Source organism: Streptomyces sp. NPDC017991 (assembly GCF_044328075.1).
Classification (GTDB): Bacteria; Actinomycetota; Actinomycetes; order Streptomycetales; family Streptomycetaceae; genus Streptomyces.
On record NZ_JBIRGP010000017.1, the window covers coordinates 32,734 to 57,552 of the forward strand.

General features: G+C 69.9%; 18 protein-coding genes. 14 read left to right on the top strand and 4 right to left on the bottom strand.

Annotation, left to right across the window (positions count from 1 at the left end; all coding sequences use genetic code 11):
* The first annotated feature begins 123 nt into the window (after window positions 1-123).
* The 5 genes from ACH4DZ_RS38545 to ACH4DZ_RS38565 all read left to right on the top strand — a co-directional run bounded on the left by ACH4DZ_RS38545 (window position 124) and on the right by ACH4DZ_RS38565 (window position 9,213).
* The gene (locus ACH4DZ_RS38545) at window positions 124-1,713 is read left to right on the top strand and encodes a diaminobutyrate--2-oxoglutarate transaminase family protein (protein ID WP_398293391.1); all 1,590 of its coding nucleotides are present in this window, start codon (window positions 124-126) and stop codon (window positions 1,711-1,713) included.
* A 200-nt stretch (window positions 1,714-1,913) separates the two neighbouring features.
* On the top strand, window positions 1,914-3,914 hold the full coding sequence (locus ACH4DZ_RS38550) for an IucA/IucC family protein (RefSeq protein WP_398293393.1): 2,001 nt from the start codon (window positions 1,914-1,916) through the stop codon (window positions 3,912-3,914).
* Window positions 3,915-3,953: 39 nt separating this feature from the next.
* Window positions 3,954-4,760 carry a GNAT family N-acetyltransferase gene (locus ACH4DZ_RS38555; RefSeq protein WP_398293395.1) on the top strand — a complete coding sequence of 269 codons (807 nt, stop codon included), beginning with the start codon at window positions 3,954-3,956 and terminating at the stop codon, window positions 4,758-4,760.
* 57 nt (window positions 4,761-4,817) lie between these two features.
* The gene (locus ACH4DZ_RS38560; RefSeq protein ID WP_398293397.1) at window positions 4,818-7,118 is read left to right on the top strand and encodes an IucA/IucC family protein; all 2,301 of its coding nucleotides are present in this window, start codon (window positions 4,818-4,820) and stop codon (window positions 7,116-7,118) included.
* Between the two features lie 100 nt (window positions 7,119-7,218).
* A complete protein-coding gene (locus tag ACH4DZ_RS38565; protein WP_398293399.1) occupies window positions 7,219-9,213 on the top strand; it encodes an ATP-dependent DNA helicase in 1,995 nt (664 codons plus the stop codon).
* A 201-nt stretch (window positions 9,214-9,414) separates the two neighbouring features.
* On the opposite strand, the gene lexA is transcribed toward ACH4DZ_RS38565, so the two are convergent.
* Window positions 9,415-10,197 carry a transcriptional repressor LexA gene (gene lexA, locus ACH4DZ_RS38570; protein ID WP_189774560.1) on the bottom strand — a complete coding sequence of 261 codons (783 nt, stop codon included), beginning with the start codon at window positions 10,195-10,197 and terminating at the stop codon, window positions 9,415-9,417.
* Between the two features lie 527 nt (window positions 10,198-10,724).
* Here lexA and nrdR point away from each other — a divergent pair.
* Together nrdR and ACH4DZ_RS38580 are read left to right on the top strand one after the other, a co-directional pair.
* On the top strand, window positions 10,725-11,276 hold the full coding sequence (gene nrdR / locus ACH4DZ_RS38575; RefSeq protein ID WP_398293401.1) for a transcriptional regulator NrdR: 552 nt from the start codon (window positions 10,725-10,727) through the stop codon (window positions 11,274-11,276).
* Between the two features lie 153 nt (window positions 11,277-11,429).
* Complete coding sequence (locus tag ACH4DZ_RS38580) at window positions 11,430-14,327, top strand: vitamin B12-dependent ribonucleotide reductase (RefSeq protein WP_398293403.1); 2,898 nt, start codon at window positions 11,430-11,432, stop codon at window positions 14,325-14,327.
* 104 nt (window positions 14,328-14,431) lie between these two features.
* On the opposite strand, the gene ACH4DZ_RS38585 is transcribed toward ACH4DZ_RS38580, so the two are convergent.
* Window positions 14,432-14,965 carry a TerD family protein gene (locus ACH4DZ_RS38585; RefSeq protein ID WP_398293405.1) on the bottom strand — a complete coding sequence of 178 codons (534 nt, stop codon included), beginning with the start codon at window positions 14,963-14,965 and terminating at the stop codon, window positions 14,432-14,434.
* 153 nt (window positions 14,966-15,118) lie between these two features.
* Here ACH4DZ_RS38585 and ACH4DZ_RS38590 point away from each other — a divergent pair, with 153 nt between their 5' ends.
* The 4 genes from ACH4DZ_RS38590 to ACH4DZ_RS38605 all read left to right on the top strand — a co-directional run bounded on the left by ACH4DZ_RS38590 (window position 15,119) and on the right by ACH4DZ_RS38605 (window position 19,507).
* The gene (locus tag ACH4DZ_RS38590) at window positions 15,119-15,724 is read left to right on the top strand and encodes a YdbC family protein (protein WP_398293407.1); all 606 of its coding nucleotides are present in this window, start codon (window positions 15,119-15,121) and stop codon (window positions 15,722-15,724) included.
* 122 nt (window positions 15,725-15,846) lie between these two features.
* Window positions 15,847-16,506, top strand: a complete 660-nt coding sequence (locus tag ACH4DZ_RS38595; protein WP_398293409.1) for a histidine phosphatase family protein — start codon at window positions 15,847-15,849, stop codon at window positions 16,504-16,506.
* A 61-nt stretch (window positions 16,507-16,567) separates the two neighbouring features.
* A complete protein-coding gene (locus ACH4DZ_RS38600; protein WP_398293411.1) occupies window positions 16,568-17,479 on the top strand; it encodes an ADP-ribosylglycohydrolase family protein in 912 nt (303 codons plus the stop codon).
* 351 nt (window positions 17,480-17,830) lie between these two features.
* Entirely contained in the window at window positions 17,831-19,507 is a 1,677-nt protein-coding gene (locus ACH4DZ_RS38605; RefSeq protein WP_398293413.1) for a DUF4153 domain-containing protein, read from the top strand.
* A gap of 176 nt (window positions 19,508-19,683) precedes the next feature.
* Here ACH4DZ_RS38605 and ACH4DZ_RS38610 read toward each other — a convergent pair whose 3' ends face one another.
* Window positions 19,684-21,231, bottom strand: coding sequence for an MFS transporter (locus ACH4DZ_RS38610; protein ID WP_398293416.1), 1,548 nt, complete (start codon window positions 21,229-21,231; stop codon window positions 19,684-19,686).
* Between the two features lie 215 nt (window positions 21,232-21,446).
* Between ACH4DZ_RS38610 and ACH4DZ_RS38615 the strand changes: the two genes are divergently transcribed.
* From ACH4DZ_RS38615 to ACH4DZ_RS38625, 3 genes are all read left to right on the top strand, one after another.
* A complete protein-coding gene (locus tag ACH4DZ_RS38615; protein WP_398293418.1) occupies window positions 21,447-22,070 on the top strand; it encodes a TetR/AcrR family transcriptional regulator in 624 nt (207 codons plus the stop codon).
* A 160-nt stretch (window positions 22,071-22,230) separates the two neighbouring features.
* Window positions 22,231-22,932: a ribonuclease HII gene (locus ACH4DZ_RS38620; protein ID WP_398293420.1), complete on the top strand. Its 702-nt coding sequence runs from the start codon at window positions 22,231-22,233 to the stop codon at window positions 22,930-22,932.
* A gap of 68 nt (window positions 22,933-23,000) precedes the next feature.
* Window positions 23,001-23,630 (top strand): hypothetical protein, encoded by a 630-nt coding sequence (locus ACH4DZ_RS38625; RefSeq protein WP_398293422.1) that lies wholly within the window; start codon window positions 23,001-23,003, stop codon window positions 23,628-23,630.
* A gap of 448 nt (window positions 23,631-24,078) precedes the next feature.
* Here the strand turns inward: ACH4DZ_RS38625 and ACH4DZ_RS38630 are convergent, their stop codons facing one another.
* Complete coding sequence (locus tag ACH4DZ_RS38630; protein WP_398293423.1) at window positions 24,079-24,705, bottom strand: hypothetical protein; 627 nt, start codon at window positions 24,703-24,705, stop codon at window positions 24,079-24,081.
* Between the last annotated feature and the right edge of the window lie 114 nt (window positions 24,706-24,819).

A 24,819-nucleotide genomic window follows, 5' to 3' on the forward strand; every position in this document is an offset into this window, starting at 1 on the left:
GTTGGTACGTACGGGGGACGTTCCGGCTGCGTTCATCCCTCTGCCGCCTCCCCTCGGGCGGACCGGCAACCCGCCCCTGGACAGCGTGGCGTGGACGGCGTGAACAGCGGGAGGACGACAGACGTGGCTGTGACGGAGTCCGCGCCCGGGACGGCGCCCGCGACACAGGAAGCGCCGGGGGCGCGTGCGATGCAGGAGAACCCGACGGCGCGCACGGCGCACGAAACCGTGACAGTACGCACGGTGCAGGAGAACGTGACGGCGCGCGCGGCGCAAGAGGGCATCCTGCGACGGCAGTCGACGCGCGAGTCGGCGGCCCGCACCTACGCGCGCGCCCTGCCGATCGTTCCCGTGCGGGCGCGCGGGCTGACCATCGAGGGCGCCGACGGGAGCCGTTACCTCGACTGCCTCTCGGGCGCGGGCACTCTGGCCCTCGGCCACAACCACCCGGTCGTCCTGGAGGCCATCCGGAAGGTCCTCGACTCCGGAGCCCCGCTGCACGTCCTGGACCTCGCCACACCCGTCAAGGACGCCTTCACCACCGAACTGTTCCGCACGCTGCCACCCGGTCTCGCCGACCGCGCACGGGTGCAGTTCTGCGGCCCCGCCGGCACGGACGCCGTGGAGGCGGCGCTGAAACTGGTGCGCACCGCGACCGGACGCAGCGGGATCCTCGCCTTCACCGGCGCCTATCACGGGATGACCGAAGGGGCGCTCGCGGCATCCGGAGGCGCCCCCGATGTACGGGTCACCCGCCTGCCCTATCCGCAGGACTACCGCTGCCCCTTCGGCGTCGGAGGCGAGCACGGGGCCGAACTCGCCGCCCGCTGGACGCAGTCCCTCCTCGACGACGCCAAATCAGGGGTGACGAGCCCCGCGGGCATGATCCTCGAACCGGTGCAGGGCGAGGGCGGAGTGATCCCGGCCCGCGACGACTGGATGCGGCGGATACGGGAGATCACCGCGGCGCGCTCCATTCCATTGATCGCCGACGAGGTGCAGACGGGGGTCGGCCGGACCGGCACCTTCTGGGCGGTCGAGCACAGCGGCGTCACACCCGACGTGATGGTCCTGTCCAAGGCCATCGGCGGCAGCCTGCCGCTGGCCGTCGTCGTCTACCGCGACGACCTCGACGTATGGGAACCGGGCGCCCACGCCGGCACGTTCCGCGGCAACCAACTCGCCATGGCGGCGGGCGCCGCGACCCTCGCGTACGTCCGCGAGAACGGACTCGCCGAGCGTGCCGCCGCACTGGGCGATCGCATGATCGGCCGACTCCGCGCTCTGGAGTCCGACTTCGCCTGCGTCGGAGAGGTGCGCGGCCGAGGACTGATGATCGGCGTCGAGTTGGTGGACCCCGGGAAGTCGGCAGCAACTCCGGGAGGACCTCCCCCCGCAGCGCCCGAGCTGGCGGCCGCCGTCCAACGGCAGTGCCTGCGACGCGGTCTGATCGTGGAACTGGGCGGTCGGCACGCCGGCGTCGTACGCCTGCTGCCACCCCTCACGATCACCGACGAGCAGGCGACCGCGGTACTGGACCGGCTCGCTGACGCGGTGGCCGAGGTGGCGAAGACGCCCACCGGCGGAGGTGTCCCGGGCGCCCGAAAGCTGCCGGCCGAGCGCACCGAACCGCCCGAACAGACCGACGCGACTGAACAGAACGAGCAGACCGACCCGACCAAACAGAACGACCAGACCGAATACACAGGGTAGGGGGGCGGATCTATGGGGGATCTGGGCCCGGGACCGGGAGGCGGGTGCCTCTGTGCCGGCGACGGTGCTGACATCCGCCAGGACTACCCGGCGGCACCTTCCATCTCCCCGCCCCGACCGGGAAACGCACAGGTGTCACCCATGCCGGAACAGCCCCGGCTCGTCGCCGTACGAGCCTGAACCACCTCCAAGGAACCCTTTTGAACGCCACGCCCGCATCCGACGGACGCCCCCAGCCCCACGAGCGAGCAGCCTGCCGCCCGCAGGTCCCGCTCGGGCCGGGAGGCGAGTCGGTCCCCCGGCAGAAGGGAGGGGCCAGGACGTCCGAAGGACTGTACGGCGCCACCACGGATCTGCTGGAACACCCCGACCCGCACACCGCTGCCCAGGCCGCGGCCGTGGAGAACCTGCTGCGCTGCTGGGTACGCGAGCACGACCTCCCCGCTCCTGCCGACGGCGTCCTGCGCATCCCCCTTCCGGTCAGTGGTACGGCCCTCGTCGTCCCGGTCCAGTACTGGTCCCCCACGGGGTGGCACCGACTTGGCCCGCCTCACCTCGCCGGCGCCCCGGACCAGGCCCCTCCCACCGACGCCGTCACGCTCGCGGCCCTGCTGGGGCGCGAGGCTCCGACGCACGCGACCCCGGCACACGAGACTCCGACGCACGCGATCCCGACTGCGTCCGTCGGGTCCGCCCCCGCTGCGGCCGCCGCGTTCCGCGCCCCGGTCGACGACGGTGATCTGGTCGGTCGGGTCGCGGACTCTCTGCGGCGGACCGTCGTGTTCATCACGGACCGCCGGGAGAACCCCGCCGACGGTTCCGACCTCTTCCTCTCCGCCGAGCAGTCACTGCTGCTCGGCCACCCGCTCCACCCCACCCCGAAGAGCCGCGAAGGTCTCTCCGTCGCCGAGAACCGGCTCTACTCGCCGGAGTTGCGCGGCTCCTTCGCACTGCACTGGATGGCCGTCGCTCCTTCCGTGCTCGCCACCGACTCGGCGTGGACCGAGCGAGGCCGACCCGTACCCGCGGAACAGCTCACCTCCCGGCTCGCCGGTGCAGGACCGCGGCTGCCCGAGGGCTACGCCGCGCTGCCGATGCATCCCTGGCAGCTTCGTGAAGTCCACCGGCGCCCGGAGATCGCGAGACTGCTCACCGCCGGACTGCTCCGGGACCTCGGCCCCCACGGTTCCCCGTGGCACCCGACCTCCTCCGTCCGCACCCTCTACCGCTCCGGTGCCCCCGCGATGCTGAAGGTGTCGCTGGGCCTGCGCATCACCAACTCCCGCCGGGAGAACCTCCGCAAGGAATTCCACCGGGGGATCGAGGTCCACCGCCTGCTGCGGGCGGGCCTCGCCGAACAGTGGCAGGCGACCCACCCGGGCTTCGACATCGTGCGCGACCCCGCGTGGCTCGCGGTGAACGAACCCGACGGCACCCCGCTGACCGGACTCGACGTGATGATCCGCCACAACCCGTTCACGCCGACCGACGACGTCTCCTGCGTCGCCGGGCTCGTCTCGCCCAGGCTCGGGAGCACGTCCACCGGATCCGGGCATCCCGAGCCGACCCGGTCCGCGACCCGGTCCCGGCTCACCGAGATCGTCACACGGCTCGCGGGACGTACGGGCCGGCCGCGTGGAGCCGTCGCCGCGGAGTGGTTCCTGCGCTATCTCGAACACGTCGTCCGCCCTGTCCTCTGGCTGGACAGCGAAGCCGGCATCGCACTGGAGGCACATCAGCAGAACACCCTGCTCCTGCTGGACCCGGAGGGCTGGCCCAGCGGCGGCCGCTACCGCGACAACCAGGGCTACTACTTCCGCGAGTCCCGGCGCGCGGAACTGAGCAGGCGACTGCCTGGCATCGGCGAGCACAGCGACACCTTCGTCTCCGACGCGGTCACCGACGAACGGTTCGCCTACTACCTCGCCATCAACAACGTGCTCGGTCTCATCGGCGCCTTCGGCTCCCAACGCCTCGCTGACGAACGCCTGTTGCTGGCCGCCTTCCGCCGCTTCCTCGCCGACGTCGCCTCCGGCCCCGCCCGCTTGCCGCGGACCACGTTGCCCGCCCTTCTGCTCGACTCTCCCGTCCTGCGCTGCAAGGCCAACCTGCTGACCCGGCTGCACGGTCTCGACGAACTCGTCGGCCCGGTCGACACCCAGTCCGTCTACGTCACCATCGCCAATCCCCTTCATCCATGAGGAACATGCCCCACTCCGTCTCCTGAGAGGAGCGTCGCCGTGCCTCCCTCCGATGCGAGCACCGACGCCGGCGCCGACGCCCGTACCGCCCACCGCGCCGGTGCCCGTAGTAGGACGGGCCCCGCTGTGGACGGCCCGGACAGCCAGGACAGCCCGGACGGCCCGGACACCCTTGACCTGCGTCTGCCCGACGAGCTCCTCGCACTCTTCGCCAGAAAGAAGCCTCCGGTACCGCGCGAGACGAGACCCGCCCGTCCCCTCACCCTCGCCGGTGAGGACCTGCTGGACCGCGTCGGTGACTGGGGGCAGACGGCCACCGCCGTGGGCGTCTTCGACCTGGTCCCCGTACACCTCGACCGTGACCTTCCGCTGATCGGTCGCTGGATGAACGACCCTGCCGTGGCCGCCTTCTGGGAGCTCGCCGGCCCCGGTACGGCGACCGAGGACCACCTGCGCGCCCAACTTTCCGGCGACGGACGCAGCGTCCCCTGTCTCGGCGTGCTGGACGGCACACCGATGAGCTACTGGGAGATCTACCGCGCGGATCTCGACCCCCTGGCCCGCCACTACCCGGCTCGCCTTCACGACACCGGAATCCACCTGCTCATCGGCGGGGTCGCCCATCGAGGGCGGGGACTCGGCACGATCCTGCTCCGTGCTGTCTCGGACCTCGTCCTCGACCGGCGTCCCTCCTGCGCACGGGTCGTCGCAGAGCCCGACCTTCGCAACACCCCCTCCGTGTCCGCCTTCCTGAGCGCCGGCTTCCGGTTCTCCGCCGAGGTCGATCTGCCGGACAAGAAGGCAGCCCTCATGGTCCGCGACCGGGCCCTGCGCGATCTGTTGTAGCGCTGTCACTTCCCCTACACCGCTCGTCCCGATCAGGTTCCCAGTCGAGGAGTCCCTGTGCCGAACCCGTCCGCCGCCCCGGCTCCCGGAGAGCCGTCACGTCTCTACGACCCGCCGGAACTGAGCCCGGAAAGATGGGAGGAGGCGGGGCGCCGCCTGCTCGCGAAGATGATCGGCGAGTTCGCGCACGAGGAAATCCTCCTGCCGGAGCCGACCGCGCCCCGCACCGGCGGTACAGCGGCAGCCAGCGTTCCCTCCGGCCCCTCCAGCCCCTCCAGCCCCTCCAGCCCCTCTGGCTCCTCCGGCTCCTCCAGCGCCGGGGCTTCCGCCGGGCCCCGGGGACACAGAGGAGACGATTCGCCACTCGATACGGAAGCTCGGCGACCGCTCACCGCGCCGCCCCTCCGCGGACCCCTAGGCCAGCCCGTACCGGAGCCTGCGAACTCTCCCGCACCGGAGTCCGCGAACTCGCCCGCACCGGAAGCCCAGAGTTCGGCCGCCCCCAAGCCCCGAGCCGCGCCACCCTCCGAGCCCGAGTCGGCCGGCCCCACCCCCGACGGCGAACGCTCCTACACACTCCGCCTCGACGCCGGTGGTGTCCTTGCCTTCCGCGCCCGCCGCGGTGCGTACGACAGCTGGCGGGTGGACCCGGAGTCACTCACCCTGACCGAAGCGGCCGGAACAACCGCAGCCCTCTCCGCCGAACGCGCCGCCGTAACCGGACCGCTCACCGAGCCCACGCCCCCCTCCGAGCCCACGCCCCCCTCCGAGCCCTCGGACATCGCCCCCACGGCACCCGGCGCCCCCAAGCCACCCCCGCACCAGCGGCCCTACACCGACCCCCTCGACTTCCTCACCCGCGCCCGTGCCGTGCTCCACCTCGACGGGGCCACCCTCGGTCACGTCATCCGCGAGCTGTCCACCACCCTCGCCGCGGACGCCCGGCTGGACCACACCGCCCTCCCGGCCGCCCGCCTCGCCGATCTCGGGTACGCGGAGCTGGAAGGCCACCAGACGGGCCACCCGTGGATCGTCCTCAACAAGGGCCGGCTCGGTTTCTCCGCGACGGACGCCGCCCAGTGGGCGCCCGAGGGCCGAAGGGCGACAGTCCTGCCGTGGATCGCCGTCCACACCTCGATCGCCACCTACCGGGGCGTCCAGGGCCTGGACAGTGCCGACCAGCTCTACGCGCGCGAGCTCGACCCCGAGGTCCGCAAGTCCTACGACACGGCACTGCGCGCGCGGGGGCTCACCCCGGAGTCGTACCTCTATCTGCCCGTGCACCCCTGGCAGTGGAACGACGTCGTGCTGCCGCTCTTCGCGCCCTCCGTCGCCGCGGGGGCCATCGTCCCGCTGCCCCCGGACGGCGATCTCCGTCTGCCCCAGCAGTCGATCCGTACGTTCCTCAACACCTCACGTCCGGACCGGCACACCGTGAAACTGCCGCTGTCCGTCCTCAACACCCTGGTGTGGCGCGGGCTCCCGACGGAACGGACCCTCGCGGCCCCCGCCGTCACCGCCTGGATGCACGGGCTGCGGGACACCGATCCCTTCCTGCACGACACCTGCGGAGTGATCCTGCTGGGCGAGGTCGCGTCCGTGACGGTCGGGCACCCGGTGTACGACGCGCTGCCGGAAGTCCCCTACCAGTACAAGGAACTGCTCGGCGCGATCTGGCGCGAGCCGCTGTCCCGCCATCTCGTGCCCGGCGAACGCGCCCGTACGCTCGCGGCACTCCTGCACACCGATCCCGAGGGCCGTGCCTTCGCGGCGGAGCTCGTCGACCGCTCGGGTCTCGACCCGCGAAGCTGGCTGCGCCGCCTCTTCGCCGCGCTGCTGCCGCCCCTGCTGCACTTCCTCTACCGCTACGGCACTGTGTTCAGCCCACACGGCGAGAACGCGATCGTTGTCTTCGACGACCACGACGTACCGGTGCGGCTCGCGGTGAAGGACTTCGTGGACGACGTGAACGTGAGCGCCGAGCGGCTTCCCGAGCACGCCTCCATGCCCGACGACGTACGGGCCGTACTGCTCACGGAGCCGGCCGCCTTTCTCACCCAGTTCATCCACTCCGGGCTCTTCGTGGGCGTCTTCCGCTATCTGGCCCCGCTGTGCCAGGAGCAACTGGGCGTCCGTGAGGACGAGTTCTGGTCACTCGTCCGGGCGGAGATCCTTCGGCACCACAGGCTCTTCCCGGAGCTCAAGGAACGCTACGAGACGTTCGACCTGCTCACTCCCCGTATCGAGCGGCTCTGCCTCAACCGCAACCGGCTGCACCTCGACGGCTACCGGGACCGGCCGCAGCGCCCGCACGCCGCCGTGCACGGCACCGTCCCGAACCCTCTCCACCAGTCGTGACCACCCACAGCGCCGACACCCCTGTACGCGTCCTGATCACATCCCCCTCCGCCGCCGCGATCACCCGGTTGTCGGTGCCGACCCGTAGGGTGGTCGGGCTATGACAGAGCCCTCACTCCCCGAACTCCTGCACGCCGCCGTCACAGCCGTCGGCGGTACGGAGCGCCCTGGCCAGGTGACCATGGCCGAATCCGTCGCGCAGGCCATCGACGACGGTTCCCATCTGCTGGTCCAGGCGGGCACCGGCACCGGAAAGTCGCTCGGCTACCTGGTTCCCGCGCTGGCGCACGGGGAGCGGGTCGTCGTGGCGACGGCCACCCTGGCACTCCAGCGGCAGCTGGTGGAACGGGATCTGCCGCGCACGGTGGACGCCCTGCATCCGCTGCTGCGCCGCCGGCCCGAGTTCGCGATGCTCAAGGGCCGGTCGAACTACCTGTGCCTGCACCGTCTCCACGAAGGAGCCCCGCAGGACGAGGAGGAGGGCCTCTTCGACCAGTTCGAGGCGGCCGCGCCCACCAGCAAGCTGGGCCAGGACCTGCTGCGGCTGCGGGAGTGGTCGGACGAGACCGAGACGGGCGACCGCGACAACCTCACCCCCGGTGTCTCGGACCGGGCCTGGTCGCAGATCTCCGTCTCCTCCAGGGAGTGCCTCGGCGCCTCGAAGTGCGCCTACGGAGCGGAGTGCTTCGCCGAGGCGGCCCGTGAGCGCGCCAAGCTCGCCGATGTCGTCGTCACCAACCACGCGCTCCTGGCGATCGACGCCATCGAAGGCGCCCCCGTCCTGCCTCAGCACGAGGTGCTGATCGTCGACGAGGCCCACGAGCTGGTCTCCCGGGTGACCGGAGTCGCGACAGGCGAGCTCACGCCGGGCCAGGTCAACCGGGCGGTGCGCCGGGCGGCGAAGCTCGTCAACGAAAAGGCCGCCGATCAGCTCCAGACGGCCGCCGAGGGTTTCGAGCGGCTGATGGAGCTGGCTCTGCCCGGCCGCCTTGAGGAGATCCCGGAGGACCTCGGGTACGCGCTGATGGCCCTGCGGGACGCCGCCCGCACGGTGATCTCGGGGATCGGTGCGACCCGCGACAAGTCCGTCACCGACGAGGACGCCGTCCGCAAGCAGGCCCTCGCCTCCGTGGAGAGCGTCCACGACGTGGCGGAGCGCATCACGAACGGCTCCGAGTGGGACGTCGTCTGGTACGAGCGGCACGACCGCTTCGGGGCCTCCCTGAGGGTCGCGCCGATGTCCGTGGCGGGCCTGCTGCGCGAGAAGCTCTTCACGGACCGCTCCGTCGTCCTGGCCTCGGCCACGCTGAAGCTCGGCGGCGACTTCAACGGCGTGGGCGCCTCCCTCGGCCTGTCCCCGGAAGGCGTCCAGGGGGAGGACATCCCGCTCTGGAAGGGCCTCGATGTCGGCTCGCCGTTCGACTACGGCAAGCAGGGCATCCTGTACGTCGCGAAACACCTGGCCAGACCCGCCAGGGACAGCGACCGCGGGGACATGCTCGACGAACTCACCGAGCTGATCCGGGCGGCCGGCGGCCGTACGCTCGGCCTGTTCTCCTCGATGCGCGCCGCCCAGCTCGCCGCGGAGGAACTGCGCTCCCGTGTCCCGGAGTTCCCCATCCTGCTGCAGGGCGAGGAGACGCTCGGCGAGCTGATCAAGAACTTCGCCGCGGACCCGAAGACCTGTCTGTTCGGCACGCTCTCGCTCTGGCAGGGCGTCGACGTCCCGGGGGCCAGCTGCCAGCTGGTCGTCATGGACAAGATCCCCTTCCCGCGCCCCGACGACCCGCTGATGAGCGCCCGCCAGAAGGCGGTCGAGGACGCCGGGGGCAACGGCTTCATGGCCGTCGCGGCCACGCACGCGGCCCTGCTCATGGCCCAGGGCGCCGGCCGCCTCGTACGGGCGACGGAGGACCGTGGTGTGGTCGCCGTGCTGGACCAGCGGCTCGCCACCGCTCGCTACGGCAACTACCTGAAGGCGTCACTGCCCGACTTCTGGTACACGACGGACCGTAACCAGGTGCGGCGGTCGCTGGCCGCCATCGACGAGAAGGCGCGTAAGGCCGAGGAGGCCGCGGAGTCCGAGAAGGCCTGAACGTCACAGGGGCTGCTCCCTCCGGTGAGAACCGGTGGAGCAGCCCCTGTGACGTGCACAGCGGGCGTGCACAGCGGGCGTGCAGGGCGGGCGTGCACAGCGGTCCGGCGCGGGGCCCGGTGGGGAACCCGTGAGGAACGGGGACAGCACAGGGCCCCGGAACCGGCGCAGGGGTCCCGGGGCCCGGTCAGGGGTGGATCCTCAGATCCGCCGGAGCACCGCCACGACCTTCCCGAGGATGGTCGCCTCGTCACCAGGGATGGGCTGGTAGGCGGAGTTGTGCGGCAGCAGCCACACATGGCCGTCCTCGCGCTTGAAGCGCTTGACCGTCGCCTCACCGTCCAGCATGGCCGCCACGATGTCGCCGTTCTCCGCGACAGGCTGGCGGCGGACGGTCACCCAGTCGCCGTCACAGATCGCGGCTTCGATCATCGAGTCGCCGACGACCTTCAGCACGAACAGCTCACCGTCGCCGACCAGCTGCCGGGGCAGCGGGAAGACGTCCTCGACCGACTCCTCGGCGAGGATCGGACCACCGGCGGCGATCCGGCCGACGAGCGGGACGTACGACGCCGCCGGCTTTCCGGCCGTGTCGGTGGGCTGCGCGGTGGACTGGTCGGATCCGCGGACCTCGTAGGCCCTGGGTCGGTGCGGATCGCGGCGCAAGAAGCCCTTGCGCTCCAGTGCCATCAGCTGATGGGCCACGGAGGAGGTGCTGGAGAGGCCCACGGCCTGTCCGATCTCCCTCATGGACGGTGGGTATCCCCGCCGCTGGACCGAGTCCCTGATGACCTCGATGACGCGGCGTTGCCGGTCCGTGAGCCCGGAGCTGTCCGCCCGGATGCCTGGAGGTCGGCCCGGCAGGGAGCGGGCGGGCTTGGGCCCCTCCTGGTTCGCGGTTTCATTCATGGCTTGCACCGGCTCAAATCGGCCCTGGGAGCGGTCCTGGGCAGTGATGGTGGCACTGTCTGCGGTGGTGGTCACGTCGGCCCCTCTCGTTCGTCTCCCTGCTGGACAACGGTAGTTGCTTTCGAAAGGTTGCGCCAAACACACGTTCGAGTGAAAAAACGCGAATGGCCTTACGTGATCACGCGTCTGGGTGTATGGCTACCGCTGCACGGGGCGGACGAAGGTGCTCGGTGCCGCACTTTCTCGTACTCTTCGCCGCCGATGCCGTGGCCTTGTGGGTCGGAGCGGGGCGAGGACCAGTCTGCCATCAGGTGCCCCGTGGATCGGGAACCGGCCCCCGTATCGCTGCCGCACACCGTATCCCCGTACGCTCCCCGCCGGAATGGACGCGCGGCACATGCCAATACGGGTGCGACACGCGCGTAGAGCGTGAAATTCGGGTCAGGCCCTACATATAGTGGTCCGAGTTCCACAGCAGCCCAGAAGTTGTGGTCCCCCGGTCTTCCAGGTCCTAGGTCATCGCCTATGCTGGGGGCTGCTTCGAGGGGCTCAAGGGCCTGCCGAGGCTATCGAGTCGTGCTGTGCGAGGAGGGTTGGATTCGATGCACTGTCCCTTCTGCAGGCACCCCGACAGCCGTGTCGTCGACAGCCGTACGACGGACGACGGCACGTCGATCCGCAGGCGCCGCCAGTGTCCCGACTGCTCCCGTCGGTTCACGACCGTGGAGACGTGCTCCCTCATGGTCGTGAAGCGGTCCGGAGTCACCGAGCCGTTCAGTCGTACGAAGGTCATCAACGGCGTGCGCAAGGCATGCCAGGGGCGGCCCGTCACGGAGGACGCACTCGCTCAGCTCGGCCAGCGGGTCGAGGAGGCGGTGCGGGCCACCGGGAGTGCCGAACTGACCACCCACGACGTGGGACTGGCCATACTCGGCCCCTTGCAGGAGCTCGACCTCGTGGCTTATCTGCGGTTCGCGTCCGTGTACCGGGCGTTCGACTCGCTGGAGGACTTCGAGGCCGCCATCACGGAACTCAGGGAAGAGACGCAGGGCCCCGCCACGGCCGACGAAGACGTGTGCGAGGGGTGCCAAGGAAGCGACCGCGGGTCCGGAGAGGCTGTCGAAGTCCCGGTGCCCGCAAACGCCGCCGACTGACGAGAAGGGCCGGCATCGGCCCTGCCGATCGGCGGCGACCACATACCTGTTGCGAGCGGACGCGTAGGCGGTGCTCGCAATGCCAGAACACACACCGTGCCCCGGGAAGAACGAGGCACTTCGGGGCGTTTTAGCCTGATACAGGGAGGCGGCATGACAGAGACGGCGAGCGGTCCGGCACGAGGTTCCCGCGCGAAGGGCACCAAGGCCACCAAGGGACTGCGTATCGAGCGCATCCACACCACCCCGGGCGTGCACCCGTACGACGAGGTGTCCTGGGAGCGCCGTGACGTCGTCATGACCAATTGGCGCGACGGCTCGGTCAACTTCGAGCAGCGTGGCGTCGAGTTCCCCGACTTCTGGTCGTTGAACGCGGTCAACATCGTCACCAGCAAGTACTTCCGGGGTGCCGTGGGCACTCCGCAGCGCGAGGTGAGCCTCAAGCAGCTCATCGACCGCATCGTGAAGACGTATCGGAAGGCCGGCGAGGACCACAGCTACTTCACGTCGCCCGCCGACGCCGAGATCTTCGAGCACGAGCTGGCGTACGCCCTCCTGCACCAGATCTTCAGCTTCAACTCGCCGGTGTGGTTCAACGTGGGCACGCCCCAGCCGCAGCAGGTCTCCGCCTGCTTCATCCTGGCCGTCGACGACTCCATGGAGTCGATCCTCGACTGGTACAAGGAAGAGGGCATGATCTTCAAGGGCGGCTCCGGCGCCGGCCTGAACCTCTCCCGGATCCGCTCCTCCAAGGAACTGCTCTCCTCGGGCGGCAACGCCTCGGGTCCCGTCTCCTTCATGCGCGGTGCCGACGCCTCCGCAGGAACGATCAAGTCGGGCGGCGCCACGCGCCGTGCCGCCAAGATGGTCATCCTGGACGTCGACCACCCCGACATCGAGGACTTCATCCAGACCAAGGTGAAGGAAGAGGAGAAGATCCGCGCCCTGCGCGACGCGGGCTTCGACATGGACCTGGGCGGCGACGACATCACGTCCGTCCAGTACCAGAACGCGAACAACTCGGTCCGCGTGAACGACACGTTCATGAAGGCCGTCGAGAACGGCGAGAAGTTCGGCCTGACGTCCCGCATGACCGGCGAGGTCATCGAGGAGGTCGACGCCAAGGAGCTCTTCCGCAAGATGGCGGAGGCGGCCTGGGCGTGCGCCGACCCGGGCATCCAGTACGACGACACGATCAACCGCTGGCACACGTGCCCGGAGTCCGGTCGTATCAACGGCTCGAACCCGTGCAGCGAGTACATGCACCTGGACAACACGTCCTGCAACCTCGCCTCGCTGAACCTGATGAAGTTCCTGAAGGACGACAGCAAGGGCCGTCAGTCCTTCGACGTCGAGCGCTTCTCCAAGGTCGTCGAGCTCGTCATCACCGCGATGGACATCTCGATCTGCTTCGCGGACTTCCCGACCCAGAAGATCGGCGACAACACCCGCGCCTTCCGCCAGCTGGGCATCGGCTACGCCAACCTCGGCGCCCTGCTGATGGCGACCGGTCACGCGTACGACTCCGACGGCGGCCGTTCCCTCGCCGGTGCCATCACCTCGCTGATGACCGGCACCTCGTACAAGCGGTCCGCGGAGCTCGCCGCGGTCGTCGGCCCGTACGACGGCTACGCCCGCAACGCGCAGCCGCACCAGCGCGTCATGAAGCAGCACTCCGACGCCAACGCCGTGGCCCCGCGCGTGGACGACCTGGACACGCCGATCTGGGCCGCCGCCACGGAGTCCTGGCAGGACGTGCTGCGTCTCGGCGAGAAGAACGGCTTCCGCAACGCGCAGGCCTCGGTCATCGCCCCGACCGGCACCATCGGTCTCGCGATGTCCTGCGACACCACCGGCCTTGAGCCCGACCTCGCCCTGGTCAAGTTCAAGAAGCTGGTCGGCGGCGGCTCGATGCAGATCGTCAACGGCACCGTCCCGCAGGCCCTGCGCCGCCTGGGTTACCAGGAGGAGCAGATCGAGGCGATCGTCGCCCACATCGCCGACCACGGCAATGTGATCGACGCCCCGGGCCTCAAGACCGAGCACTATGAGGTCTTCGACTGCGCCATGGGCGAGCGTTCCATCTCCGCGATGGGTCACGTCCGCATGATGGCCGCGATCCAGCCGTGGATCTCGGGCGCGCTCTCCAAGACGGTCAACCTGCCGGAGACGGCGACCGTCGAGGACGTCGAAGAGGTCTACTTCGAGGCGTGGAAGATGGGCGTCAAGGCGCTCGCGATCTACCGCGACAACTGCAAGGTCGGCCAGCCCCTCTCCGCGAAGACCAAGGAGAAGGTCGCGACCGACGCCGTCACGGCCAAGGCCGAGGACACCATCCGTACCGCGGTCGAGAAGGTCGTCGAGTACCGCCCGGTCCGCAAGCGCCTCCCGAAGGGCCGCCCCGGTATCACCACGTCCTTCACGGTCGGCGGCGCCGAGGGCTACATGACGGCCAACTCCTACCCGGACGACGGTCTCGGCGAGGTCTTCCTGAAGATGTCGAAGCAGGGCTCCACCCTCGCGGGCATGATGGACGCCTTCTCGATCGCCGTCTCCGTAGGCCTGCAGTACGGCGTGCCCCTGGAGACGTACGTCTCCAAGTTCACCAACATGCGCTTCGAGCCGGCCGGCATGACGGACGACCCGGACGTGCGGATGGCGCAGTCGATCGTGGACTACATCTTCCGCCGCCTGGCGCTCGACTTCCTGCCCTTCGAGACGCGTTCCGCCCTCGGCATCCACTCGGCCGACGAGCGGCAGCGACACCTGGAGACGGGCTCGTACGAGGCCGGCGAGGACGAGGTCGACGTCGAGGGGCTGGCCCAGTCCGCGCCCCGCGCGCAGGAGCTGAAGGCCGTCGTCACCCCCAAGGCCGAGGTCGAAGCGGTCAAGCCCGCTCCGCTGCAGGCCCACACCAGTGCCGAACTGGTGGAGATGCAGCTGGGCATCCAGGCGGACGCCCCCCTGTGCTTCTCCTGCGGTACGAAGATGCAGCGGGCCGGTTCCTGCTACATCTGCGAGGGCTGCGGTTCGACCAGCGGTTGCAGCTGATCTTTCGCGGGACCCACACGCCGAAGGGGCGGTACAGCCACAGGCTGTACCGCCCCTTCGGCGTGTGCGCGTGCTTTCAGCGCGTGTGCGGGAGCCGTGTGGCTTCAGGACGCGTCGGCGTTGCCCATGATTCTCGCGAAGGTCGCCGGGTCCGCGTCGAAGCCGCGGACGGCGGGACGGAAGGTCCACCCTCCGGAGGCGTCGCGTACGAACTCGGCGACCGTCGTGGCCGTCGCCCCGAGGACGCCGCCGAAGTCGTTCTCGGACAGGACCGTGTAGCCCTCGCGGATCCGCAGGGCCGGGTTGGTGACGCCTGCGAACGTGCGCGGTCCGGTGCGCTGCTGGATGGCGACGCCGACCATCACGCGCGTGTAGCGGCTGTTGAGACGGCTCAGTTCCAGGGTCATCACCTCGTCCCAGCCGAAGCCCTTGCCGTCCTTGCTGTCCCGGTTGAGGTAGATGGTGCCGTCCGGGGAACGGCTGTCGAAGTGCACTACGTAGTCGGGGTTCTCATGGGTGTCGGTCGCGAGATAGGTGGCGGCGACGATGTCGAGATCGATGGCCGGTTCGCCGGCGGGACTGGGATCCCACTTCACCGAGACCTCGACCTTGCTGATGCCCTTGTTGAGGCCGTTCACCGCACATCCCTCCTGGTGCCCCTGAGTCGGCCGCCTCAACTGCCGGGCAGGTGAGGCGTGTTGCCCATCGTGCCACGCACACGGGGGCGCTCGCGCGGACGCAGTGCGCCCGAGCGTGGCCGACGCCACGTTCCTGGGCCTTACGATGGCGCCGTGCTGGTCAAGTGGATTCGCTGCACCGTGGTGGACCGCCGCGGTTTCGAACGGGGACAGCGAAAATGGGCGGGACTTCTGGGGGAGCCGGGATTCCGGGGGCAGGGCGGGGGCTGGAGCCGGGGAAGGCCCGGCGTCGCCCACATCTTCGCCTTCTGGGAGAGCCGCGCCTTCTACGACTCCTTCATGGCGCGCTCCCATGACCGGCTGGCCGCGTCCCAGTCGGGCACCTTCAAGGACCAGTACGCCACACTCTTCGACCACCGCTTCGACGTGAAGACCGGCTTCGAGCCGCGCTTCACGGAGGCCGATCTCGTGCGGGTGGCGCACTGTCGCGTGCACGAGGAGCGCGCCGAGCACTTCGCGCTGATGCAGGAGAAGGTCTGGAACCCGGCGATGGCCGGCTCGCCCGGCATGGTGCGGGGCCTGTTCGGCGAGGCGCCCGGCTCCGAGTTCCTGGTCCTGTCGATGTGGCAGTCGGCCGCCGAGCACGGCAAATACCGCGCCGAGCGGGTGGAGCGGCTCGCCCTGCGGGCCCAGATAGAGGCGGACGTCGTGGCGCTCACGGGGGACATCGTCCAGCTGGAACCGACCTGGACCGTCTGACGGCGTCCTGATGTCGTCCTGATGGGGTTCTGGCGTCCCGCAGGGCCGCGATTTGTGTGACCTGTGACGTATGCAGCCCGTACGAGTGCTCGATCGGGCGTGACCCGATCTAGGGTTCCGGTATGGCACGTCCACGGCGCATCGTTCTTGTCCGGCACGGCGAGTCGGTGGGCAATGCCGATGACTCCGTCTACGAGCGTGAACCCGACCACGCTCTGGCACTCACCGAGAAGGGGTGGCGGCAGGCGGAGGAGACGGGCAAGCGGCTCAGAGAGGTCTTCGGCCGCGAGCAGGTAAGCGTGTACGTCTCCCCGTACCGCCGTACGCACGAGACCTTCCGGTCTTTCCATCTCGACCCCGGCCAGGTCCGCGTCCGTGAGGAGCCCCGGCTGCGCGAGCAGGACTGGGGGAACTGGCAGGACCGGGACGACGTACGTCTTCAGAAGGCCTATCGCGACGCGTACGGGCATTTCTTCTACCGCTTCGCCCAGGGTGAGTCGGGCGCCGATGTGTACGACCGGGTCGGCAACTTCCTGGAGAGCCTCTTCCGGAGCTTCGAGGCACCCGATCACCCGCCCAACGTGCTGTTGGTGACCCACGGTCTGGCCATGCGGCTGTTCTGCATGCGCTGGTTCCACTGGACGGTCGCCGAGTTCGAGTCGCTGTCGAACCCCGGGAACGCGGAGATGCGGATGCTCGTCCTCGGGGAGGACGGCCGTTACACGATCGATCGCCCTTTCGAACGCTGGCGGGATCCGGAGTCGTACGGGGCCACCGGTTAGTGGGCTCATTCTGTTGTCTTTTGTCCGGAATTCGTGAGCAACGAACTAGAGTGGCAGGGCGATGACCGCTGAATCCTCTCCCGCCGGGCGCTTCGACCGCGCCCTGGCCAGTCTGCGCGGTCTCGCGGTCGGGGACGCGCTGGGCTCACAGTTCTTCGTGCCCGCGAACTATCCGCTGCTCCAGGACCGCGCATTGCCGCCGGGCCCCTGGAAATGGACCGACGACACGGAAATGGCCGCCTCCGTAGTGGCCACTTTGGCCGCTCATCACCGCATCGACCAGGACGAACTGGCCCGCTCCTTCGCCGAGCGCCATGACGCCGACCGGGACTACGGTCCCGCGGTGGACCGGCTGCTGCGGCAGATCCGGGAGGGTGGCGACTGGCGCGAACTGTCCTCGGCCCTCTTCAAGGGGCGGGGTTCGTGGGGCAACGGCGCGGCGATGCGGATCGCCCCGCTGGGCGCCTGGTACGCGGACGATCCGGAGCAGGCCACGCACCAGGCGGAGATCTCGGCGTACCCCACCCATCAGCACCGCGAAGCGGTGGTCGGCGCGATGGCCGTGGCGGCCGCCGCCGCGCTGGCCGCGGCGCCGGGAGGGCCGCCGAGGCCCGACGCGCTGCTCGACGGCGTCATCGGTCTCGTGCCGCGCAGCGCCGTGGGCGCGGGACTGCGGCGCGCCCGGGACATGCTCGACTACGGGGACACGACCACGGTGGCGGCCGTCCTCGGCTGCGGCCGGCGTACGACCGCGCACGACACGGTGCCGTTCGCGCTCTGGTCGGCAGCGCGGGCCCTCGGCGACTACGAAGAGGGCTTCTGGGCCACCGCCCAGGTGGGCGGCGACATGGACACGACCTGTGCCATCGTCGGAGGCGTTGTGGCCGCCGCGTCGGCCGGGGCACCGCCCGCGGAGTGGCTGGAGCGCACCGAGGCGCTGCCGGGCTGGCTGACACCGGCGGATGCGCTCTAGTTGACGGCGTGGTGCCGGGCTCAGCTCGTTGGGCACGCGCGCGTGCCCACTTCTCGCGTGCCCCAAGTGTCGATCCCTGTCACAGCCCTGCCACAGAGCGGTCTTGCCCCGCTGTCCCGAGAGCCCCGCGGTTACCCTTTCCGCCGAGCCGATCGTTGATCATCAAGAGTCGGCGCCGACGAGAAACCGGTCCCTGAGCTTCCCCGCAGCCGTGCGCTGCGTGCTGCCCGGGCCGGTGGGGGAGGGGGTCCTGTGTCCGACAAACCGTCCGAGGCCGAGCCGAGAGGGCCGGAAACCGAGGAGTCAGCGAAGCCGGCGGATGCTGTGGCGCACTCCGGTAGCGCTGTCGATATGGATGCCGATGTCGATGCCGATGTCGAGGAGCCGAAGGACACCGTTCCCGCGGCCCGTTCCGGCGGCGGGCGCACGAGGGCGGGCACGGGCACGGGCACGGGCTCGGGCACGGACTCAGGCACGGGCTCGGGCGAGAAGGACTCGGTCGTGAAGGACCTCGACGGGGACGAAAGCTGGGACGGTCCCGCCGTGGAGTCCTGGTTCGCGGACATCCAGGCGGATACGGCCGCGCCCGTCCGTACCGCGACTCTCTGGGCCGCTCTGGCCACCGGTCTGCTCAGCATGCTTCTGCTCGGAGAGGGCCTGGCGCTCAATCTCCTGCTGGTGGCGATACCGATCACGCTCGGTGTGTACTTCGCGGCCGGGAGGGCGGGCCGGCGGCCACGTCCCTGGACGCTGGTGTGGGGCGGCGGCGGACTGGCCCTGTTGATCGTTCCGGCACTGCGCGACGCCGGCTGGCCGTCGTTCCTCGCCGTCGTCGCCGCTCTGGCGGTGGGTTCGCTGGCACTGCACGGCGGTCGTACCTGGACAGGGATGCTGTTCGGTCCGATCGGCCTCTACACCTCGCTGGTCACCGGTCCGGGCTGGGGCTGGCGCGGACTGCGCGAGCGGACCGGCGGGGCACGCGGCAACGTGGGCCCGGTGCTGCGCGCGATCGTGGTGGCCGCCGTTCTGCTGGTGGTCTTCGGTGCGCTCTTCGCCGGCGCGGACGCGGCTTTCGCCGACCTCCTGGCGGACCTCGTGCCCGACGCGTCGGTCTCCGGTGGCCCCTGGCACGCCGTCCTGTTCGTGATCGGCGTGGTCGGCGCTCTGGCGGCGGCACACACGGCCGCGGCACCCGTTCCGTGGGACCGCGTCGTAGTGCCTCCGGGGCGCGCCCGCGGTCGCGTCGAGTGGGCGTTGCCCCTGGTCGTGCTCGTCGCGCTCTTCGCCGTCTTCAACGCCGTCCAGCTGGCCGTCCTGCTCGGTGGGTACGACGCCGTCCTCAGGAAGACCGGGCAGACGTACTCCGAGTACGCGCGTCAGGGCTTCTGGCAGTTGCTCCTGGTCACACTCCTCACCCTGCTCGTCATCGTCCTCGCCCTGCGCTGGGCGCCCCGGGACGACTCGCGCGACCGGACGCTCGTACGCGCCGTCCTCGGCACCCTCTGCGCCCTCGCCCTCGTGGTCGTGGCCTCGGCGGTGCGGCGCATGGACATGTACGTGGAGGCGTACGGGCTGACCCGGCTGAGGATCTCCGTGGTGACCGTCGAACTCTGGCTCGGCCTGGTCATCGTGCTCATCATGGCGGCCGGGGTCCTCGGAGCCCGCTGGCTGCCGCGCGTGGTGCTGGCCACCGCCGCCGCGACAGTGCTCGCTTTCGGGCTCGTGTCGCCCGACGGAATGATCGCCGAGCGCAATGTCCAGCGATACGAGCGGACGGGCACGTTCGACCTCGACTACGCGCGCGGGTTGTCCGCCGATGCCGTGCCGGCTTTGGACAAACTTGATGAGCCTCTGCGGTCCTGTGCCCTGAAACCCATCAATGAGGACCTGGGGGAGAACGCCGCCCCTTGGTACGCCACGAGCTGGGGCGAGGCACGCGCCCGGAACATCCTCGACAAGCGGGAGCCGTCCCCCGAGGCCGACTGGCGCGTGTGCAGTCGCCTGGACCAGGAGCTGGCGTACCGCTGAGGCGGGGCGCAGAGGGCGCGTACCGCTCGCGTACCGCTGATGTCGCAGCATGGGGTGTGCCGCCGCATCGACCGCGTAGGAACCGAGGAGATCGACCGCGTAGGAACCGAGAAGGCCGGGCCGCCGTTTCCAGTACGGCGGCCCGGCCTTCTCATCGTGTCCGTGGCGGTGGCCGGTCAGCCCGCCGCGACCCCCGCCGTGCCCGACAGAGCCTCCAGGTCGCTCTTGCGGACCCGGATGACCAGTGTGGCGACGGCAAGAGCCAGCACGGCCATGGCGACGGCCGGCAGGAAGGCCGTGGAGATGCCCTGGGCGAGCACCTCGTGACTCCAGGGAGCGGGCAGCTGGTGCGTCGTGGCGAACTCCGCCTTCTGCTCCGCCGAGGCGTTGGCCATGAAGTCCGTGACCTGCTTCTCCGCCTCGTCACGGCTCGCCGTACCGAAGACCGTGGTGAGGATGGAGAGGCCGAGCGAACCGCCCACCTGCTGCGTGGCGTTGAGCAGTCCGGAAGCGGCGCCCGCTTCGTGGGCGGCGACTCCGGAGACCGCGGTCAGGGTCAGCGTCACGAAGTTCAGCCCCATGCCGAAGCCGAACAGCAGCATCGGACCGAGCACACCGCTGAGGTACGAACTTCCGGGATCGATGAAGGTCAGCCAGCCGAGCCCGATCACCACGAGGGTCGAGCCGACCACCATGAACGGTTTCGGCCCGAGCACCGGCAGGAACCGCTGCGACAGACCCGCGCCGGTGCCGATCGCGACCGTGATGGGGAGGAAGGCCAGGCCGGCCTCGATGGGGGTGTACCGCAGCACGTTCTGTACGAAGATGACGATGAAGAAGAACATGCCGAACATCGCCGCGGCCAGGCTCAGCATGATCACGTACGTACCCGAACGGTTGCGGTCGGCGAACATCCGCAGCGGTGTGATCGGTTCCTTGGCCCGGGACTCGACCAGCGCGAAGGCCACAAGAAGGACGACCGCGGTGCCGAAGGACGCGATGGTGAGACTGTCCCGCCAACCCTCCTCCGCGGCTCGGATGAAGCCGTAGACGAGCGAGGCCATACCGAGCGTCGAGGTCAGCGCGCCGGCGATGTCGAAGCGCCCGGGATGCCGCTCGGACTCGCTGATGTAGAGCGGTGTGACCACGGCTATCAGTACACCGATGGGTACGTTGACGAAGAGCACCCAGCGCCAGTCGAGCCACTCGGTGAGCATGCCGCCGGCGAGCAGCCCGATCGCGCCGCCGCCGGCCGAGACCGCGGCGAAGACGCCGAACGCCCTGTTGCGCTCGGGCCCTTCGGGGAACGTCGTCGTGATCAACGCCAACGAGGTGGGGGAGGCGATCGCGCCGCCCACCCCTTGGAGGGCGCGTGCCGCCAGCAGCTGCCAGGGCTCCTGTGCGAGTCCGCCGAGCAGCGAGGCGACCGTGAAGAGCAGGATGCCGGCCATGAAGACCCGGCGTCGGCCGAGGATGTCACCGGCCCGGCCGCCGAGCAGCAGCAGACCGCCGAACGTGAGTGTGTAGGCGCTGACCACCCAGGTGAGATCCGTGGTGGAGAACTTGAGCGCGCCTTGAATGTGCGGGAGCGCGATGTTCACAATCGTCGCGTCGAGTACCACCATGAGTTGGCAGGCCGCGATGACGGTGAGCGCGATGCCGGGATGCCCCTCCCGGCGGGCCGCTCCTGGCTTCTGATCTTTGATCAACGGAGAGGTTGTCACTATTGAGTCCCCCACGAGTGCGTTAGTGAACGCTCGCGTTCACTGTCGCGTCAAAAGGTAGTGAGTCCCCGACAGTGAACGCAAGCGTTCACTGAAGTCGCTGCCGATTGACGTCACTTGACCGCTCAAGGACCCCGGTCCGCATGGCGCGTGCGTACGTGTGTACCTGTGTACGAACATGCGTGCCCCTCGCCCGCTCACATGGAGACAGGCTCATGGTTACTTCGAGTTGGACGGCTGCCCCCGCCCAGGCGGCCTCCCCGCGCAGACGCGGCGCCGTACTCGAACGCGCGATCCTCGATGCCGCGCTGGAGCAGCTCAGCACGGTCGGCTGGAACGGCCTCACGATGGAGGGTGTCGCGGCCGGCGCCCAGACGGGGAAGGCCGCGGTCTACCGCCGCTGGCCGTCGAAGGAGGACCTCGTCGCGGACGCGCTCCAGGCCGGGCTGCCGTCGCTCGTGGACGTACCCGATCTGGGAAGTGTGCGGGCCGACCTGCTGGAACTGTGCCGACGGGCGCGCGAGGCGATGTTCTCGCGCCCCGGTTTCGCGCTGCGCTCGGTGATTCACGAATGCGACTCGTTCCAGGCGCAGCGTTTCCAGGAAGTGATCCTGTCGGGGGTCGTGGAGCCGACGATCCGCCTGCTCGGAGAGGTCGTCGACCGAGGAATCCGGCGGGGAGAGGTCCGGCCGGACGCGGCGAACTCCTACGTTCTCGATGCCATTCCGGCGATGATGATGTACCGCTCCAAGGTGTGCGCGAGCGAATGGAACGAGCGGGACATCGAGGAGATGATCGACCAGCTCATGGTCCCGCTGTTGCGGCCGGAAGGTACCTGACCGGGCTTTCGCGGTCACTCCGCGCGGGCCTCCGGGTGACGCTGTGCAGGCTTGGGGGTGACCCCGGACGGGCCTCGGGGCGGCCAGGTCGGAGGTGCGCGGGGCGCTCGGGGGAACCGGGTGTCGTGTGCGGTTCCGGGCGGCGTAGGCTGAGCGTGTCATGCCGTACGAACCACCGACCCACACCGTCGAGCGCTCCCTGCGCGCCACGACCGGAGCCAAGGTCATCGCCGGTGTCGACGAGGTGGGGCGCGGCGCCTGGGCCGGCCCGGTCACCGTCTGCGCGGCGGTCACGGGCCTGCGTCGCCCGCCCGAAGGCCTCACCGACTCCAAGCTCCTCACCGTCAAGAGGCGCACAGCACTCGCCGAGATACTGGCGGAGTGGGTGACGTCGTACGCCCTGGGGCATGCTTCTCCGGAGGAGATCGACCAGTTGGGGATGACGGCCGCGCAGCGGCTGGCCGCCTGCCGCGCCCTCGAAGCGCTGCCGGTGCGTCCCGACGCGATCATTCTCGACGGGAAACACGACTACCTGGGCATTCCGTGGCGGGTCCGCACGGTGATCAAGGGCGACCAGTCCTGCGTCTCCGTGGCGGCGGCCTCGGTGATCGCGAAGGTCCAGCGCGACAAAATGATGGCCGAACTGGGTGTCGACCATGCAGACTTCGGTTTTGCGGCCAACGCCGGGTATCCGTCACCGGTTCACAGGGCCGCACTGGAGATGCGGGGCCCCACCCCGTACCACCGGCTGTCGTGGGCGTATCTTGATGCGCTGCCCCAGTGGCGGCACCTCAAGAAGGTCCGCGGTTGGGCGGACGGAAGCGTTCCGGAGATCGAAGGGCAACTCGGCTTCGACTTCTGACGGTTCTGTTCGCACTCATGTGCCACCCGCTTACGCGAGTCGCACCAACGTTTGATAAAAATCAGCTCATGCCTCTCATTCCCGAGGAGCCTCAGATTCACGAGAGTGCCCAGGGTCCCCGCGTCAGTCCGGCCACCGGCCGGACCGCGCCGACCCCCCGCCCCGTACCCGGCCCCCGCCCCGCGGCACCTCCGCGTCCAGGCCGTCCGGGTCCTGTCCGGCCGATGCCGCCTGCACAACGCACGCCGCGCGACACGGCCGTGGCCAAGCCGGAGCCTGCCGCTCCGGCGGCCCCAGCCGCAGCCTCGACTCCGACGATCCAGCTGATCCCGGCCTCGGCCGAGGGCGCGCTGGACGCCGCCGAGGAAGCGGTCGACCTGCTCCTCGACTCGGGCAGGGCCCCCGGTGAGGTGCTGGTGATCACCACCGGCGAACCTCATCCGTGGGCCGCGCACGAGCTCTCCTTCGGCGAGGCCGCGTACTGGGCCCAGCACGACGCGGGAGACGACGTGTTCTACGCCGACGCCTCCGCTGTCGGTCGTGCCGCGTCCCGGCCCGTGGTCGTTGTCGCCGTCAATGGCGGGCCCGAGGCCACTGCTGCCACCGCGCTGCCGCTGGCCCTCGGCCGAGCCGGTGCCCTGCTGATCGTCTGCGGGGACCCGCAGCAGATCAACTCGGTGCTGGGCGCGGGGGTCTGAGAACCTCCGCTCTTCCAGGGGGTTCTCACGACTCGGATGCCACCGTGGTGGCATCCGCTCGGAGCATGCACAGAGGACGATCCGACGTGTGCCGGTACGGGGGGACGTGCCGGCGCGGCCGTTGTTGTGGTGCGGTCCGGGCGTGAGCGTGCACGCGTGAGCCGCCCTGTTCGTGTCTGTTCCTGCCTGCTCGTGGCGCGGTCATGCGTGCGTCGGTACGGCTCGGTTTCGGCATTGCGTACGGTTGTGCGGTTGTCGCGTCCGGTCGTGCCGGAGCCGGAGCCGGAGCCGGAGCGATGTGTCTCCGTGGCAGCGGTGTGAGTGGGTTGGCGTGGGTTGGATTGGCGCTTATCGCCAAAGCAGCCGTGCGCGCGAGTTGCAGGCCGCGTCGGTGCGCAGGGGCACTTCGTGGGCAGGTCCGTGCCGACGACCGAGGCTGGCCGTCGGCTCAGCGCGCGGCCGCGCGGCGCAGTACCTCCGAGGCGGACCCGCCGGTGCGCGGCTGTATGGACTCGGCCGCCGCGAACGACTCCAGTGACTCCGGCGGCGAGTCCGCGTTGGGCCGACGGCCCCCGCGTCCCTCGCCGAGCACCTGCCATCCGTCACGTGTCAGCGTGATGTATGCCCCGCAGCGCAGGCCGTGCAGCGTGCAGGCGTCGCGCAGCCCCCACATCCACGCCCCGTCCTCCTCCGTCCACCGCGCGTCGCCGTCACGGCAGTAGAGCAGTACGGCGGTACGCACCGGTGTGCGGCGTCGCAGGTCGTGCGGGATGACCCGGCGCAACTGCGCGAGCAGCGCGTTGCGGAACATCCAGCCGTCCGCCGGAGCCGGCCGCCTGATGAAGGAAGCGCTCGCGTTCAGCCGTTCGTCGGGATCGAGCACTGCCACGATCGCGGTCATGGGGCCGGGCCGATGCCGGGAGTGCAGCCCGCTGACGACCTCCCGGGGATTGCGCAGAAGCGGTATCCCCGCAGCGGCCCATTCGGCGGGTTCGAGCATCCGGGTCAGTGGATTGGCGGAATTGGCGGCCGTCGACATCGATGCCGCCGAGGACGGAGCGAATCCGAAGGTCACGGTCCTCCCTTCGGCTACGCGCCCACACAGCGGGCGAGGTCGGACTGGGGGAGCGCGCCGCAGCACAGCCCGAACGGACGACCTCGGGAGGCCACACGGGGCGCGAGGTCAATT

Excerpts from the sequence above, each read along its gene's own strand:
- ACH4DZ_RS38565 (WP_398293399.1), top strand. The coding sequence starts at position 7,219 with ATGACAGAGCCCTCACTCCCCGAACTCCTGCACGCCGCCGTCACAGCC.
- nrdR (WP_398293401.1), top strand. The coding sequence starts at position 10,725 with ATGCACTGTCCCTTCTGCAGGCACCCCGACAGCCGTGTCGTCGACAGC.
- ACH4DZ_RS38580 (WP_398293403.1), top strand. The coding sequence starts at position 11,430 with ATGACAGAGACGGCGAGCGGTCCGGCACGAGGTTCCCGCGCGAAGGGC.
- ACH4DZ_RS38595 (WP_398293409.1), top strand. The coding sequence starts at position 15,847 with ATGGCACGTCCACGGCGCATCGTTCTTGTCCGGCACGGCGAGTCGGTG.
- ACH4DZ_RS38600 (WP_398293411.1), top strand. The coding sequence starts at position 16,568 with ATGACCGCTGAATCCTCTCCCGCCGGGCGCTTCGACCGCGCCCTGGCC.
- ACH4DZ_RS38605 (WP_398293413.1), top strand. The coding sequence starts at position 17,831 with ATGGATGCCGATGTCGATGCCGATGTCGAGGAGCCGAAGGACACCGTT.
- ACH4DZ_RS38615 (WP_398293418.1), top strand. The coding sequence starts at position 21,447 with ATGGTTACTTCGAGTTGGACGGCTGCCCCCGCCCAGGCGGCCTCCCCG.
- ACH4DZ_RS38620 (WP_398293420.1), top strand. The coding sequence starts at position 22,231 with ATGCCGTACGAACCACCGACCCACACCGTCGAGCGCTCCCTGCGCGCC.
- ACH4DZ_RS38625 (WP_398293422.1), top strand. The coding sequence starts at position 23,001 with ATGCCTCTCATTCCCGAGGAGCCTCAGATTCACGAGAGTGCCCAGGGT.